General features: G+C 60.5%; 13 protein-coding genes. 4 read left to right on the top strand and 9 right to left on the bottom strand.

Going from position 1 to position 16591, the window contains the following annotated elements; genetic code table 11:
• Nucleotides 1-3 precede the first annotated feature (3 nt).
• The 8 genes from PSH96_RS13110 to PSH96_RS13075 all read right to left on the bottom strand — a co-directional run bounded on the left by PSH96_RS13110 (nt 4) and on the right by PSH96_RS13075 (nt 10305).
• A complete protein-coding gene (locus PSH96_RS13110) occupies nt 4-1347 on the bottom strand; it encodes a 3-oxoacyl-ACP reductase (protein WP_305459607.1) in 1344 nt (447 codons plus the stop codon).
• A gap of 154 nt (nt 1348-1501) precedes the next feature.
• Nucleotides 1502-4027, bottom strand: coding sequence for an acyl-CoA dehydrogenase (locus PSH96_RS13105; protein WP_305459606.1), 2526 nt, complete (start codon nt 4025-4027; stop codon nt 1502-1504).
• 293 nt (nt 4028-4320) lie between these two features.
• Complete coding sequence (locus PSH96_RS13100) at nt 4321-5775, bottom strand: outer membrane protein transport protein (RefSeq protein ID WP_305459605.1); 1455 nt, start codon at nt 5773-5775, stop codon at nt 4321-4323.
• Nucleotides 5776-5875: 100 nt separating this feature from the next.
• Nucleotides 5876-6370, bottom strand: a complete 495-nt coding sequence (locus PSH96_RS13095; protein WP_305459604.1) for a hypothetical protein — start codon at nt 6368-6370, stop codon at nt 5876-5878.
• A 124-nt stretch (nt 6371-6494) separates the two neighbouring features.
• Entirely contained in the window at nt 6495-6980 is a 486-nt protein-coding gene (gene praB / locus PSH96_RS13090) for an alkane oxidation protein activator PraB (protein WP_058421882.1), read from the bottom strand.
• Between the two features lie 134 nt (nt 6981-7114).
• Nucleotides 7115-7609 (bottom strand): alkane oxidation protein activator PraA, encoded by a 495-nt coding sequence (gene praA, locus PSH96_RS13085; RefSeq protein ID WP_056859244.1) that lies wholly within the window; start codon nt 7607-7609, stop codon nt 7115-7117.
• A gap of 134 nt (nt 7610-7743) precedes the next feature.
• Nucleotides 7744-9024 carry an alkane 1-monooxygenase gene (locus PSH96_RS13080; RefSeq protein WP_305459603.1) on the bottom strand — a complete coding sequence of 427 codons (1281 nt, stop codon included), beginning with the start codon at nt 9022-9024 and terminating at the stop codon, nt 7744-7746.
• A gap of 282 nt (nt 9025-9306) precedes the next feature.
• A complete protein-coding gene (locus PSH96_RS13075) occupies nt 9307-10305 on the bottom strand; it encodes an alpha/beta fold hydrolase (protein WP_305459602.1) in 999 nt (332 codons plus the stop codon).
• Nucleotides 10306-10581: 276 nt separating this feature from the next.
• On the opposite strand from PSH96_RS13075, the gene PSH96_RS13070 reads away from it, so the two are divergent.
• From PSH96_RS13070 to PSH96_RS13060, 3 genes are read left to right on the top strand one after another with little or no spacing between them, the layout of a single operon-like run.
• On the top strand, nt 10582-12120 hold the full coding sequence (locus tag PSH96_RS13070; RefSeq protein ID WP_305459601.1) for an NAD(P)/FAD-dependent oxidoreductase: 1539 nt from the start codon (nt 10582-10584) through the stop codon (nt 12118-12120).
• Nucleotides 12117-13007 (top strand): SDR family oxidoreductase, encoded by an 891-nt coding sequence (locus PSH96_RS13065; RefSeq protein ID WP_305459600.1) that lies wholly within the window; start codon nt 12117-12119, stop codon nt 13005-13007. The genes PSH96_RS13070 and PSH96_RS13065 overlap by 4 nt, the downstream gene beginning before the upstream one ends.
• A gap of 15 nt (nt 13008-13022) precedes the next feature.
• Entirely contained in the window at nt 13023-13877 is an 855-nt protein-coding gene (locus PSH96_RS13060) for a metal-dependent hydrolase (RefSeq protein WP_305459599.1), read from the top strand.
• Here the strand turns inward: PSH96_RS13060 and PSH96_RS13055 are convergent.
• Nucleotides 13868-15940 (bottom strand): EAL domain-containing protein, encoded by a 2073-nt coding sequence (locus PSH96_RS13055; RefSeq protein WP_305459598.1) that lies wholly within the window; start codon nt 15938-15940, stop codon nt 13868-13870. The genes PSH96_RS13060 and PSH96_RS13055 overlap by 10 nt on opposite strands.
• A 293-nt stretch (nt 15941-16233) precedes the next feature.
• Here PSH96_RS13055 and PSH96_RS13050 point away from each other — a divergent pair, with 293 nt between their 5' ends.
• Nucleotides 16234-16563, top strand: coding sequence for a DUF6388 family protein (locus PSH96_RS13050; protein WP_056859237.1), 330 nt, complete (start codon nt 16234-16236; stop codon nt 16561-16563).
• Nucleotides 16564-16591: the final 28 nt, after the last annotated feature.

Raw genomic sequence — 16591 nt, 5'->3', positions numbered from 1 at the left:
GGTTCAGGCTCCCAGCAGGCTTTGGCCGCACACGCGCACCACCTGGCCATTGACCCCGCCGGACGCCGGGTGCGCCAGCCAGGCGATGGTCTCGGCCACATCGATCGGCTGCCCGCCCTGGGACAACGAGTTCATGCGCCGCCCGGCCTCACGGATCATCAGCGGGATCTTCGCGGTCATCTGGGTTTCGATAAACCCCGGCGCCACCGCATTCACCGTGACTTGCAGCGCGGCCGCCTGGGGTGCCAGGCCCTGCACCAGGCCAATCACGCCCGCCTTGGAGGTGGCGTAGTTGCTTTGCCCGAGGTTGCCGGCGATACCGGAAATCGACGACACGCACACAATCCGCCCGCCGGGGTTCAAACCCTGGCCTTCCAACAGTGCGGTGCTGAGCTGCAACGGCGCTTCGAGGTTGACCGCCAGCACACTGCGCCAGGCGGCTTCGGTCATCTTCGCGATGGTCTTGTCGCGGGTGATCCCGGCGTTGTGCACCACCACGTCGAATGCGCCGTATTGGCTGACATGCGCCTGCAACAGCGCGGCCGCATCGGCTGCGGTGATGTCCAGTGGCAAGGCCGAGCCGTTCACACTGTCGGCGGCTTGAAGCAACGCTGCCTGGGCTTGGGGCACGTCCACGCACACCACATGGGCGCCGTCGCGGGCCAGCACCTGGGCAATCGCCAGGCCGATGCCGCGCGAGGCGCCGGTGACCAGGGCACGGCGACCGGCGAAGGGTTTGTCCCAGTTCACCGCCACCTGGGCGTCCACGGGTTTTTCCAGGCGCACCACCTGGCCCGACACATAGGCCGAGCGGCGTGACAAAAAGAACCGCAGGCTGCTGTCCAGCGCGTCTTCGGCGCCCGGCGCCACGTAGATCAATTGCACCGTGATCGCCCGGCGCAATTCCTTGGCCAGCGAGCGCACCAGCCCTTCAAGGGCACGTTGGGCGATGGCCTGGGGCAAGTCCTGGCAATGTTCCGGCGCCGTGCCGAGCACTACCACGCGGCCGTGCTGGCCGAGGCGCTTGGCATTGGCGTGGAAGAACAGGTAGAGCTCGTCGAGTTGTTGCAGGTCGAGCACGGCCGTGGCGTCGAACACCGCGCCCTGCACCTTGACCGTGGACGGTGCCTTGAGGGTTGCAGACGTGGCGACGACGGTGTCGGTGTCTTTGAAGAGCTGTTGCACCTGCGCACCCAGGCGCCCTGCCCCGGCGACGATCACCGGGTTGGCCAGGCCCTGCTGGCCGCTGCGGTGGCGTTGCAATGGTAAGGGTTGCGGCAGGCCGATGGCCTGGGCCAGGCGTCGGCCCCAGGGGGAATTGACGAAGGATAGGTAGCTGTCACTCATTGATAGTTCCACTCACAAACACTGTCTTGCCGTGTAAACCCAATCAAATGTGGGAGCGGGCTTGCTCGCGAAAGCGGTGGGTCAGCCCACACATATGCCGCTGATAGACCGCATTCGCGAGCAAGCCCGCTCCCACATTTTGATCGCGTTCCTCCTAGTTCACCGAGGCGTTTTCGCTTTGGCTGCTGCGGCGCTTGGTCGTCGGCTCCAAAGCTTGCTTGCGTTGCTGCAAAGCCTCCAACAAGCCAAAATCCTGCGGGAAGTCGTCAACCTGAATACCGTGGTCGGCATATTCCACGTAGCGCCCGAGCAAGCTGTCTTCCTCATCGCTGATCAGGTCCAGCGCCCGCGCCTTGACGCGCCAGGCGGTGAAGGCGGTGGCGGAAATCGGCATCGGTTCGATCAGGCCCTGCTTGATCGCGGGCTTGAGCCGCGCCTCGATCAACTCCACTTGCGGCAACAGCCGGAAGCCCAGCTCGCCGTAGGCCAGCTTGTCGACTTCCGGGCGCGGGATGTAGGAATTGGCCAGCAAGCGGTCGCGGGTTTCACCGGGGGTTTGCACCACCTCGGCCACTTGGGCCAGCAGGCGGTCCGAAGGCTTGTGCAGGGGAATACCAAACGGGAAACTCAAGGTGCGCACCACGGCTGCCGCCGGTTTCGACGGGTAGTTGTCGAGCACTTCGGCGAGGGCCTCATGGGCGCGCAGCAATGCGTCCTGGGCCGACCAGTGCACCAGCGGCAAGTCGGACTGAGGCCGACCGTCGTCCTCAAAACGCTTGAGCACGCAGGACAAGATGTACAGCTGCGACAGAATATCGCCCAGGCGCCCGGTGATACTTTCCTTGCGCTTGAGCGCACCGCCGAGCACGCCCATGGACACATCCGAGATCAACGCCAGCACCACCGACAGCCGATTGGCCTGGCGGTAGTAGGACGCCAGCGCCGGGTCGGTCTTGGCCGGTGCGGCAATCAAGCGCCCGCCGGTCAGCGAATGCACTGCAGCGCGCACGGTATTGGCCAGCACAAAGCTCAGATGGCCAAACATTGCGCTGTCGAAGGCTTCCAGGGCCTTGCGCCGATCCGGGTTGTGCGCCGCTTCCATCTCGCGGAACACATACGGATGGCAACGGATCAGCCCCTGGCCAAAGATGATCAGGCAGCGGGTCATGATGTTCGCGCCCTCTACCGTGATCGCAATCGGGCTTTGCTGGTAGGCCCGGGCCAGGAAGTTATTCGGGCCCATGCAGATGCCTTTGCCGGCCACGATGTCCATGCCGTCGTTGACGATCATCCGCGCGCGCTCGGTGACGTGGTACTTGGCAATCGCCGAGATCACCGAAGGCTTTTCACCGGCATCCAAAGACGCCACCGAGACCTTGCGTACCGCATCGCAGGCATACAAATGCCCGGCCATGCGCGCCAAGGGCGCCTGCACGCCTTCGAACTTGCCGATAGGCAGGCCGAACTGTTTGCGCATCGCCGCATAAGCCGTGGTACCGCGTACCGCCACCTTGCCCAGGCCGACGTTGGCCGACGGCAGCGAAATCGCGCGCCCGGCCGCCAGGCACTCCATCAGCATGCGCCAGCCATTGCCGACCTGTTCGCGGCCGCCGATCACCCATTCCAGCGGAATAAATACATCCTTGCCGGTGGTCGGCCCGTTCTGGAACACCGCGTTCAGCGGCCAATGCCGACGACCGCTGTTCACGCCCGGATGGGAGGTGGGGATCAACGCACAGGTAATCCCCAGAGAGCCGGCCTTGCCCAGCAATCCGTCCGGGTCTTCGGCGCGAAAGGCCAGGCCCAGCACCGTGGCAATCGGGCCGAGGGTGATGTAGCGCTTGTCCCAGGTCACTTTGAAACCCAGCACTTCCTCGCCTTCGTGCACACCTTTGCAGACGATGCCCAGGTCTGGAATCGCCCCGGCATCGGAGCCGGCATACGGGCTGGTCAGGGCAAAGCACGGGATGTCGTCGCCGCGTGCCAGGCGCGGTAAATAGTAATTGCGCTGGGCATCGGTGCCGTAATGCAGCAGCAGTTCCGCCGGGCCGAGGGAGTTGGGCACCATCACCGAAATCGCCGCCGCCGAGCAACGCGTCGACAGCTTCATCACCACCTGCGAATGCGCATAGTGAGAGAAGCCTTTGCCGCCGTACTGCTTGGGAATGATCATGCCCAGGAACCCGGCGTCCTTGGTGTACTGCCAGCCTTCGGGGGACATATCCTGCCAAACCTGGGTGGTTTCCCAGTCGTTGGCGATGTCGCAGAGGGTTTCCACTTCGTTGTCGAGGAACGCCTGTTCTTCAGCGCTGAGGCTGGCAGGCGCGGCTTGCAGCAGACGCTGCCAGTTGGGCTTGCCGCTGAACAGCTCGGCGTCCCACCACACCGTGCCGGACTCGATGGCGGCGCGCTCGGTGTCGGACATCGCCGGCATGATCGTGCGAAACAAGCCCAGCGCCTTGCTGGTCAGCAGCGTGCGGCGCAGCGGTTTGATCGTCATCAGCACGGCGGGCAGTACCACCAGGATGGCTGCGACGCTGGCGCCAAAACCTGCGACCACATTGAACAGATAACCAAGCGCCAGCCAGACCAGGCCGACGCCCAGCCACAGGGCCGCGGTGGCTTGTCGATAGGCCAGGGCAATCGCGGCGGCGACACCCATCAATAACCAGATAACCATGGGGATACCTCTACTTGATCAGGGCACGGCCAAACGCAGGCAGATCGAAATGATCTGCGGCGTAAAAGCCACACTACAAACTTGATACGGAATATTCAAATTTTGTTTTGAAATTTTTATTTAATCTCTTAACCAAACAATCAAGGCTGAACACGTCAGCCTGCTGGATCAACATCAGAGGAACTTCACCCGCTCGCGTAAAAGTCCCGCGACACGAGCGCTGAACAAGAGCGCCAAGATGCGCTTGTCGCCCTTATCCAAGGTTCTGCGTGACTTACCTGGAAGACACAAGCTTAGAATGCATAGGTTGCCGAGACAGCCACTACGTCACCCGAAGATTCGGCCTTGCCGTCCAGCCTTGCACCACCCAGCCGGTCCACGTTCTTGGTCTTGAGATTGACCTCCTGCACGAACTGATGGGAATACGCCACGTCCAGACTCAACCCCGGAATAGCCCTAACGTCGTAACCCGCCCCCAGAGACAGGAACGTACGGTCACCGTCAGGTATGCGTGGGTCGCGTGTGGAGTTACGGGTCGGTGTCTGGTCGAAAGCAAGGCCAGCACGCAGTGTCAGCTCATCGGTGGCTTTAAAATCGCCACCCACGGAATACATCCAGGAGTCCCGGTAGTTGTAGGGAATTGCCACGATGGTGTTCCCGTCGGACTTGAGGGTCAGGTTCTTGAAAGATGACCATTGCGTCCACACCGCACTCATGCCCATTGTGAAGCGATCATTGAACTGGTGTACCCAATCCAGGCCCGCAGTGGCCGGGATGTCCAGTTGAGTACTGGCATTGGCGCCGTCCGGGATCAGCTTAAGGCCCGGATACGCCACTTCGGTAATGGTGCCGTTTCCGCCAAACGGGCTCGGGGCAGTTAACAACTGATTTGAAAATGCATCGGCGCGAATATTGTACTTGCCGGTCATCTTGTTCTTGATTTTTGCGTGATAGTTGAGGCCGAGGCTGTCTTGCTCAGTGGGCTTCCAGACCACCCCCGTGAACCAGCCTACCGAGGTGTTATCAACCTTGACCCTGATCAGCGACGTACCCAAGCCTGCCGGGAATGGAATACCACCCAGTTCAGACTGAGAGTTGGCGGCGGCCGCAAGCAAATCAATGTTCTGGCTGACGAAGCCTTTACTGTGCTGAACGATCATCCCGGCACCGATGGAAAGATCATCTCGCACCTTGAAGGACAGGGAGCCGGTCAACCCTACAGTTTCAATCTTGGTGTCGACTGCAAAGTCACGCAGCTTGGAGTTTTCGTTCCAGGTGGTGCGCATACCTTGCGGTACTACCTGCGCCAAACCGAACGCAAACCGGTCACCCAGCGGCATGACCATGAACCCTGTTGGCAGCCAGGCGGTGAACCCACCTTGGCCCCCGTCATTGTTGTTAAGCACCGCAGCATCGGGATCGAACGTACCGTCCGGATTGAACGGTGTATTGGATACCGGGTTACCCTGGTAGTCATTCGCCTGGCCTTTGTACTTAATCTTGATGCGCGCGTAATCGACGGTCATCTGCGCCACGTTGTGGTCAACAAACGCCATTGCAGCGGGGTTGTTGAATGCGGAACTCGGGTCATTCTTGAACAAGGAGCCGCCGCCGAATGCCCGGCCCCAGCCCGGTGCGCCATAGGTTGGCGTAGAAAAACCACCGGCCTGCACGGGCGCGGCCACCATCAGCCCGCTCATCAAAGCCAAACCCATTAAAGCTTGCACCTGTTGTTTTTTATTATTCATGAGGCACTCCTTATTGTTATCACACTGAGCCGGCCCTGGCCGTCCCGTCTTTCTGTTCGTCAGATCAGCCATTACGTTTCACATCGCTCCCTGCCCAAGTTCAAGGGTTAATCGTGAGAGCAGGTGAGGGTTTGAAGGTGAAAGTGGTGACCCTGCAGGTCGCATTCACGGTGTGAGGGCTGACGATGCTGAACGTGCCGTCGGCGGCACTCCACTGGGTGGTCAGCACACTTGGCGTCAGGCAGCTTTCATAAGGAAACTTCTCGGTAAAGCCCGAAAGCGTGGCGGTATTGGCATTTGTCGGCGCAAGTGTCCACGGCAAGTTCAGCGGGCCGGAAATACCACACAGCGCATTCCCGGTGAACGTGGCGCTGTTGATGGTTGCGCTTGAGCCATCCGCCGCGACTTGGCCGCTGAGGGTCATGGTGCAAGGCACCGGCGTCCATGCGAGTAGCTTTACTGCGGTAGCGATGGTGCCCGAGGCGGTAAATGCAGCGCCTGCCTGGGCAAAGGTTGCCGCGCTCGCCATAGACGATGCAGCGCTCAAGGTGAGTAACATCGAGCCCAAGAGGGTCGCTTTTTTAAGGCTTTGCATTGTCATGTTCCCCAGACAATAAGTACCGTATCCACCCGGCTCCGCCGGTGGTTTCCCACAGCCGGCACCTCTTGCGAGGCGCCGGCCTTTGAACGGGTGATCAGCCCTATGCGGAGTTACCCGCTTACGGGTTGACCGTCAGTGTCGGGGCCACAACATTCAGGGACACCACGGTGCAGTTGCCGCTCAGCGATTGGTTGGCAGCCGACAGGGTCTTGGTGCCTGGAGTCCATGCCACTGCGATAGGGGTTGGGCCGCAGTTGGTGGATGGGAGCGAAGTGATTTTGTAGCCGACATTGGTCACGGTACCGGTGGTGCCCGTTGCAGCAGTGAGCACCCAAGGCAGGTTGGTCAGGGTTGGCAAACCGCACAGGCCGCCACCGGTCAAGGTCGCACCATTGATAGAAGCCACGCCACCGCTAACGTTGCCGGTAAAGGTGATGCCGCAGGTCACCGCAGCACCGAAGGACGAAGGCGACTTCACCACGATAGTGCCGGGGTTAGTCGAGAACGGGCCATCCGGGGTGATGGACGCCGCACTGGCCATCGAAGCCGCGCCAAAGCACAGAGCAAAAGAAGTTGCACAAACGAGGGTTTTCAAGCTTTTCATTGTTTTTCCTCACATGTTATGGCGAATCATTTCGCCAGGGGTAATGGCCATGATCGAGAGGTCACGGTGAAACTGCAGAACTTCCCTTTCCAGCCAAATTTCAATGCATATACCGCTACAGTTTTAGAATTCGTTTATTCGACCACTTTGAACGTCGGCGGCATCTTGATCGACACCGTCTTGATCTTGCAGTCTTCGCCAATCGGCACATTCGCCGCTTCCAACTTACCGGTGGCGTTATCCCAGGTACCGTTGGCGGTGGACGGGCCGCACTTGCCGCCTAAACCGAAGGCATGCACATCCACGCTGATGTTCGACATCGAGCCGCTTTTAGTGTCTTTGGCAATTAATACCCAGGGTAAGTTGATGGCCTCGACACGGCTGCATTTAAGGCCTCCGTCGAATTCAACTTTGTCGACGTTCACCGACGTGCCATCGGCCGCGACCTTGCCGGCCACTTTGATGGTGCAGTCGGCACTGATCAGCGCGCCCTTGGAAAAGCTGATCGGGCCTTGGGCCGTAAAGGCGCTGCCGGCTGGCTCGATACGCGCAGCCTGGGCCTGTTGGTAAACCATCAGGCCCAGTGCGGCCAGGATGACATGGGCAGTAAAGGTGGCAGGGCTTTGCATGGTGTACGTCCTTCCCTTGAAATTATTGTTGTAGGGTCAAACCACTAACTTGCAATAAAACCGATGAATCCTGGGCGAAGAAGGCCTGCGTGGTACACAGACCCCGAGTTCACCCACACACGCGTTAGTTCAGATTAAAACGGCGTCGCGCTGTTGCTGTACTTCTCCAGGTACTTCAACCGCTGCGAGGGTTGAAGGTTGGTCAGGGTGATATCCCCGGCATAGTGATTCAATACACGATGGTCCATGCGACGTCGCCACAAGTACGGCACATAGGCCCACACAATCATGCTGGCGTAACCGTAAGGCAGTTGCGGAGACTCATCAAAGTGGCGCAACGACTGGTAACTACGGGTTGGGTTGGCATGGTGATCGGAGTGGCGCTGAAGTTGGAACAGAAAGATATTGGTGACAATCCGATTACTGTTCCACGAATGCCGAGGTGAACAACGCTCATAACGACCGTTGGGCAACTTCTGACGTTTAAGCCCGTAGTGCTCGACGTAGTTGACCACTTCCAGCAACGAAAACCCGTAGATGCCCTGGATAATCAGGAACGGAATCACCGCCGCGCCCAGCCAGGCAATCATCGCACCCCACAACACCAGGCTGTACATCCAGGCGCTGAGCACCGCGTTCTTCCAGTGCAGAGCCGGCAAGCCGAGTTTGCGCAGGCGTTCGCGCTCCAGGTTCCAGGCCGAGACGGCGCTGAACCACACCGAGCGCGGCAGGAACGCCCAGAAACTCTCACCCAGGCGCGAGCTGGCCGGGTCTTCCGGGGTGGCGACGCGTACATGGTGGCCACGGTTGTGTTCGGTGTAGAAGTGCCCGTAGAAGGTCGGCGCCAGGGTGACTTTGGCCAGGAACACTTCCAGCGGCTTGGGCTTGTGCCCCAACTCGTGGGCGGTGTTGATGGCAATGCCGGTGGCGGCGCCGGTGGACATCGCCATGCCCAGGTAGGTGAACCAGCTGACGGCGCCGTGCAACTCAGTGCGCGCGGTAATGAAGGCGGCGGTTTTGGCCAGCCAGCTCGACGGGTCCAGGTGGGCGGTGGCGTTCAGCAGACCGCCGCTGATGATCCAGTCGATGCCGCCGGCGGCGAGCCAGCCGGTGATCACCACCGACGAGATGACGAACAACACACCGGTGTAGACGATCCAGCGGTAGTAGCTTTGGGATTCGAGGTGGTTGACGGCCGACTCGGGTGGGTTGCTGACGTCTTCACCGAGCAGGCCGTCGATCAGCGGGATAAGGCCGAAGATCACCAGCACACCGACCCACCACAGTTGCTGTACGCCGGTGGTAATTGCCAGGGCGCCGGACAGCAGCGGGGTTGCCAGCGGCATGATGCCGAGCCACCACAGGTGACGCTTGCCGTCGGTCCAGACAGCTGGGGTTGCCATAGTCTGATTCATGGCAGCCTCCGAACGAGGCAGATTGGACATGCGATAAAAGGCGTTTTTTTCATTATTTTATTCGCTCTTAGGCATTTCAAAAATTGTTTCAAATTACACATTGAAATAATTTTTTAAAATTAATAGCGCGGAATCGTTAGGTCGTCAACTAGTTTCTCGAAGGCTTTTTTACGTGACCGGGCAGTCTCTTTTTCAGCCGTTTGGTCAGGTGTCTAAAGCAGGCATCGACGCCGTTGAACCGCGAGTCGGTTAGCACAATTATTTGCTTAGCTCTTTACTCAGCTACTTGCCCACCAAGGCCAATGGCCGCTGCGGCAGCGGGTCGTTTTGGGGCGGCTTGACGCGCTTGGCAATCTGCTCCACCACCGCCACTACTCGCTCTGTGGCGGTGATCGGCAGCATATGGCCCCTGCCCTCCACCACTTGCAGCTTCAGGCCCGGCACCTTGCTCGCCAGGGCCTGGCCGTGCTTCTGGAAGTCCAGCACCTTGTCGCGCGCGCCATAGATCAGGCCGATGGGCAGGGTCAGTTGCGGGTAGCGTTTAACCATGTCCGGCAAGTGATCGTTGACCGTGTTGATCTCGGTGGAGGCGGCGTAGAAGTTGTCCGGGCGCATCCCCAACAAGCCGCCGCCACGGGTGGCGAAGTCCGGTGGCGCGGCGTCCGGAGCAAACACGCCCTTGACCACTGAACCTTTGGTCAGCAGCCCCACGGGCATAGTCAGGGTGTGCGACAGCCAGCGACGCAACCACGCAGGGCGCACCGCCAATGAAAAAAACACCAGCGGCAACAGGCGCTGCGGGTGGGTCAGCGGCGCGACCAGGACCAGGCCGGACACCGCATGCGGATGATCAAGCGCCAACGCCAGGGCAACCGCACCGCCAAGGGAATGCCCCAGCACCAGCGGTTTACCCAGGTCGAGGGTCTTGATAAACGCGGCTATTTGCCGGGCCTGGGCCGGCAGGTCTGCCGCCGTGTGTGCACCCCGGCTGGAATAGCCGGAGCCCGGACGGTCCAGAGTAATCACCCGAAAGCGTTCACGTAATTGCCCGGACAATGCATAAGTGAGGTTGCGACTGCTGCCCATCAGCCCGTGAATCATCACCAGCGGTGGGCCTTTACCTTCGTCTACATAATGAAAGCGCTCGCCATCGACCTCGACGAAACGCCCGTTGATCGGAACGGTGGCTTCTATGCGCCGCGTCATCCAGGCACTCAAGCCCCATAACAGCACACTGGCACCCACTAACACACCCGCAGCGACAACCCATTCAACCGCCATAGCTCGGTCCTCTGCTTCCCTGCTGCTGGCGACCTGACCGGTATTGGTCAAGGCCTCAGCCACCGTCCACACCCTGGACCCGGACTTGCTGCCCAGCATGCTCGTCCGTCGGACAAGGCGCACATTGGGAACAAGGTCCTAGCGTAGGCGATATTTTCAGGTAGATTATTTAAAATCTTTTTTAAAATAATTAATTCATTTTTCCTTTGCAATGGTGTTCTATCTAAAAGACAAAACAAAAACAGGAGCACATCTGATGCCCATGCAGGACAGCCTATGAATGCCCACAGTGATTACATCGACATCGCCATCATCGGTTCAGGTTTTGCCGGCCTGTGCATGGCGATCAAACTCAAGGAAGCCGGGCTTACCGACTTCTTTATCGCCGAGCAGGCCGATACCCTCGGCGGCACCTGGCGTGACAACCATTACCCGGGCTGCGCCTGCGACGTGCAGTCCCATGTGTACTCGTTTTCGTTTGCACCCAACCCCAACTGGACGCGGCAATTCGCGCCACAGGCAGAGATCCGCGCTTACCTTGAGCAGTGCGCGCAGCGCTTCGGGCTGGCGCCTTATTTGCGCTTCGGCATGGGCCTGCAACGTGCGGTGTTTGATGAGCAGCAGCAACGCTGGCACCTGAGCTTCAGCGACGGCCGCAAGATGAGTGCGCGGGTGCTGGTGTCAGGCATGGGCGGGCTGTCGCGTCCGGCGCTGCCGGATATTCCAGGGCTGGACAGCTTCAAGGGCAAACGCTTCCACTCCCAGCACTGGGATCACGACTATTCGTTGAAAGGCAAGCGCGTGGCGGTGATCGGCACCGGCGCCAGTGCGATCCAGTTCGTGCCGCAGATTGCCCCGCAGGTGGCGCACCTGGACCTGTTCCAGCGCACGCCACCGTGGATCATGCCCAAGCCGGATCGCGAGATTTCAAGGGTGGAACGCTGGGCCTTCAAACACCTGCCGTTTACCCAACGCCTGGTGCGCGGCGCCTTTTACTGGGCGCTGGAAGGCCGCGTGGTGGGCTTTGCCCTGCATCCACGGCTGATGAAGATGGTGCAGAAGATCGCCCTGCGTCACTTGCGCAAACAGGTGGCGCGCCCTTCCCTGCGCAAAACCCTGACGCCGGACTACACCATCGGCTGCAAGCGCGTGTTGATCTCCAATGACTATTACCCGGCGCTGTCACGCAGCAATGTCGAGGTGGTCACCGACACGGTGCTGCGCATCGAAGCTGACGGCGTGATTACCAGCGACGGCATCAAGCACCCGGCCGACTGCCTGATTTTCGGCACCGGTTTCCAGGCCACCGACCCGCTGCCCCGCGACTGCATCATCGGCCGCGACGGCGTCGACCTGATGGACGCCTGGCGCGATGGCGCCCACGCCTATAAAGGCACCACGGTGCCGGGTTATCCCAACCTGTTCCTGATTGTCGGGCCCAACACGGGCCTGGGGCATAACTCGATGATTCTGATGATCGAGGCCCAGGTCACCTACATCCTCGATGCCCTCAAGCACATGCAGCACCAGCGCATTGCCACGGTCGAGGTCAAACCCGCCGTCGAGCAGGCCTACAACCAACAGTTGCAGGACAAGCTCAAGCGCACCATCTGGAACACCGGCGGTTGCCAGAGCTGGTACCTGGACCCGCGCACCGGCAAGAACACCACCTTGTGGCCCGGCTCGACCTGGCGTTTCAAACAGGTCACCCGCCACTTTGCGCTCAAGGACTACCTCGCCAACCCGTTGCCGGCCGCTGCGTCGCGCGCGGTTGTTGTGCCCCCGCAACCCACTGCAGAAGGCAGCCTGTCATGAAGTCATTCAAGGGCCGCGTGGCGGCAATCACCGGCGCAGCTTCCGGCATGGGCCGCGCCCTGGCACTCGCATTGGCGCGCGAAGGCTGCCACCTGGCGCTTTCGGACAAGAACAGCCAAGGCCTGGAACACACCTTGGCGCTGATCAAGTCATCAACCTTGTCGCCGGTCATGATCACTACCCACGTCGTCGATGTGGCCGACCGCCAGGCCATGCAAGACTGGGCCGCACGCTGCGCGACGGAGCATGGCCAGGTCAACCTGGTCTTCAACAATGCCGGCGTGGCGCTGTCGAGCACGGTCGAGGGCGTGGACTATGCTGACCTTGAGTGGATCGTCGGCATCAACTTCTGGGGCGTGGTGCATGGCACCAAGGCGTTTCTGCCACACCTCAAAGCCAGCGGCGAAGGGCATGTGGTCAATACTTCCAGCGTATTCGGCCTGTTTGCCCAGCCGGGCATGAGCGGTTACAACGCGACCAAGTTTGCCGTGCGCGGCTTTACCGAATCCCTGCGCCAGGAGCTCGACCTGCAGGGCTGCGGTGTGTCCGCCACCTGCGTGCACCCCGGCGGCATTCGCACCGATATCTGCCGCAGCAGCCGCATCGACGCGAACATGACCGGCTTTCTGATCCACAGCGAGCAACAGGCCCGCGCCGACTTCGAGAAACTCTTCATCACCGACGCCGACCAGGCCGCCAAGGTCATTCTGCACGGCGTGCGCAAGAACAAGCGCCGCGTGCTGATCGGTCGCGACGCGTATTTTCTCGACCTGCTCGCCCGTTGCCTGCCGGCGGCCTATCAAGCCCTTGTGGTGTTCGCCAGCAAGCGTATGGCGCCCAAACCGCGCACGCCGGTGTTCGAAACCAACGACGAAACCCGACTCTGAACAGGAGCACGCACCATGCTGCCGATCCGTCGCGATATCCGTTTTGCCTTGCCTGCCGAGCGCATCAAGGACTGGCACGAACAAGGCCCGTTCATCACGCACTTTTTCAACGCGTTGTCGCTGCTGTTTCCCCAGGGCGAGCTGTTTTTCATGGACAGCGTGCGCCACTACCGCCAGCGCATCGACGACCCGGCGTTGAAGAAAGAAATCCAGGGGTTTATCGGCCAGGAAGCCATGCACAGCCGCGAACACGTGGCCTACAACGATCACTTGCAAGCGGCCGGTCTGCCGGCGCACACCCTCGACAAGCGCCTGAAGTTCTTCCTCGACCTGCAAAAGAAACACCTGCCACCGTCGTTCAACCTGGCGGTAACCATCGCCCTGGAACACTACACGGCGATGCTCGCGGAAATCCTGCTCAGCGACCCATCGCGTTTTGGCAAGTCACTCAAGGGCTACCAGCAGATGTGGTACTGGCACGCCCTCGAAGAAACCGAGCACAAGGCCGTGGCGTTCGATGTGTGGAACACCGTGATCAAGCCTGGGCCGATGCGCTATCTGTTGCGCACCGGCACCCTGTTGACCACCACGCTGCTGTTCTGGCTGGTGGTGTTTGATTTCCACGTGCGCCTGCTGTTGGCCGACCGCAAAGCCGGTGGGCACCTCAAGGGATTCTGGCGCATGCTCAAGTTTCTATACGGACCCAAGGGCGTGTTCCCACGCATGCTGCGGCCGTGGCTGCACTACTTCAAACCGGGCTTTCACCCCTGGGACCATGACAACCGTGCACGGCTGGCGGGTATCGACGCGCTGGTCGAAGAGATCGAACAGACCCAGCGCGAATTCGCATCCGCGCAGGCTTACAGCTGAGCCGCCGCCCGCCTGCGGACAAAGCCCGGCAGCAGGTCGCCGGGCAGCGCCTTACTGAAATACCAGCCCTGGATAAATAGCTCGGTGCCAGTATTCAAAAAGGCCAACTGCTCGGCGGTCTCCACGCCCTCGACCACCACGCCCAGGTTCAGTGCCTCACAAAAGCGCAGCATGCCGGTCAATACCTGGGCGCCTTTGGGGTCGCGCTGGGCTACCACGAAACTGCGGTCGATCTTGATAAAATCCACCGGAAACTGGTGCAGATAGCTCAAGGCCGAAAACCCGGTACCGAAGTCATCGATATACACCTTGGCGCCGATCGCCTGGAGCCTCTGGATGGTCTGGCGGGTGGCCTGGATATCACCGACCAATGCGTCTTCGGTGATTTCCACCGAGACCTGGCCATGGGCCTGGGCGAGGATCTCCACCAGGCGCTCGCCATAGCCGGCCTGGGTCAGCGTGGCGCTGGAAATATTGATGGTCATGGGCAAGTCAAAGCCGATCTTTTGCCACTTTTGATACTGGCGCACGGCCTGGGATGCCACCCACACATCAACGTCCGGCATCAACCGCGCCTGGGCCAGCCATTGCAGGAATTCCCAGGGCGAATGCACCGTGCCCTGGCTGTCCCGCGCGCGCATCAGCGCCTCACAGCCGGTGCACAGGCCGGTGCGGGTCGAGACTTGGGGCTGGAATTCCAGGTAGAACTCGTAATCGCTGATCTGCTGGATACGGCTAAGTTCGACGGCCTGACGGGCGGCAGCCTTGTGGGACGCCAACACCGGGTCCAGTTCCAGCAAGCGGCCTTTCTCTTCGAGGCCGCGGAAGGTCATGTCCAGCGACTTGAGGTACACCGTACTGCCATCACTGGACTGGCGATGAATCGCGCGCACATAGGGCGCATACACCAGGGTGCCCAGGCCCAATAGCAGTACTTGCAGCACCACTGCCGCGATATCGCCGTGGGTGCTGAGGTAAGCATTGAGCAGCACGGGCGCGGTAAATGGCACGCTGGCCACTGCCGGCGACACCCAGCCCAACTGCACCACCGTCAAGGCCAGCAGGGTGTTGAACGCCGGCACCAGCAAAAACGGGATAAACAAACGCGGGTTGAGGATGATCGGCAAGCCGAACAACAGCACTTCGCTGACATTGAACAACGACAGCGGCAGGCTGGCCATCGCCAGCAAACGCATGGACTGGCTTTTGGAAAACAGCAGGATCGCCAACAGCAAACACAACGCCCCGCCCGAACCGCCGATAAACGCGAAAGAGCCGAGCAGGCCACTGTTGAGCAGGTACTTGATCGGCTCACCCGCCGCCAGCGCGGCGCCATTGAGCACCACGGCCTGGTCCAGTACGTCGAACAGCGGCTGCATGGCGTATACACCGTGAATGCCGAAAAACCACAGCAATGAGTTCATCAGGGTGACAAACAACCCGCTGCCATACGGCGATTGCAGCGCATCCAATACCTGCGGCCCCTGCAACTGCGCCACAGAGGGAATCTGCAACAGCAATGACAACACCAGCACCAGCACCAGCGCCGTAATGGCGCCCGGCACCACCATATTGATGGTGCCGCGCAGGTTGTGGCCCACCAGGTCTTCGTTGACCAGGCGCGTCCAGCGAAAGCGGTGCAGCCAGGCGATTGCCGGCACATTCAACAGTGGCGACGCGATGGCAATAAACAACACAAACGTCGCCGATGCGCGCGGGTAGTCGCGCAATACAAAGGTGGCGACCACCACGTGGGCCAGGCACAAAAATGCCACCGGCAATTGTGGCAGGCGGTGCTGGATGGCGAGCATGTAGCCAATGGAGGCCGCCACCAGCAGCGGAATCACCGAGCTGATCTGGTTATGCAACCCCGACAGAAAAGCCACTACCTGCGGATCGAAGCCCAGCGCGTTGGCGCATTCGGACAAGATCAGGAAACCGGCGGACACCAGCAGGCACGGCAGGATCCACAACAAGCCCTCGCGAATAGCGCGTAATGACTCGGTGCTGGCCAAGGCAGCCAGGCGCTGGGTGAGGAAAAGTTTGAACAGCGTTTGCGACATGCCCCGTCCCTCTGCCCGTATCGCTTTCTGCCCATGCTTGGCAGTGCCCAAATCCCATGTAACGCTACACGGCCACCTACTGGTAGCGAAAGGCTTTTGCCGCACTACGATTAATTATTCAGAATTAATGTCAGTTTGCGCGATTTGTCGGGCCCGTCGGGCTAGCCTTCAAACCGGTGTTCCCGATGCCTGGCCAGCGACCCTGCTCGCCTGCATGGCGATTGCCCGCTGGCTGATTGCAAAGCGTTGTGCGTGCCCCCATCTATTGACTTCATCCAATCAGGAGTAAGCCCTTGTCAGAACCCGGTGATAACCACCAGCGCGCCCTGGACCGTTTCTTGAGTGAACACCCCCAGGTGGCGACGCAACTGGACACCCTCAACCCTCTGGCCGCCCAAGCCAAAGGCGAAACCCTCGCGCAGTATCGCGCCGAGCGCTTGCATGAGGCTTTCGAGGCCGAGGCTGAGCGCCAGAATCTGTTTGCCTGGGAGCTGACGCTCAAGTTGACGGCCGAATCGGCCGAAGCCTTTGAGGCTCAGCGCCTGGAAGTGCACAAGGAAGTCGCGCAGATGGCCGGGTTGGGGTGGGAAGAGTACTGCCGGCTGCATGACTTGGCTGGGTAGCTAATGTGGGAGCTCCCCACAAAACAGC

It is taken from the genome of Pseudomonas sp. FP2338 (genome assembly GCF_030687515.1).
Taxonomy (GTDB): Bacteria; Pseudomonadota; Gammaproteobacteria; order Pseudomonadales; family Pseudomonadaceae; genus Aquipseudomonas; species Aquipseudomonas salomonii.
This window is presented reverse-complemented; position numbering and strand designations above follow the sequence as displayed.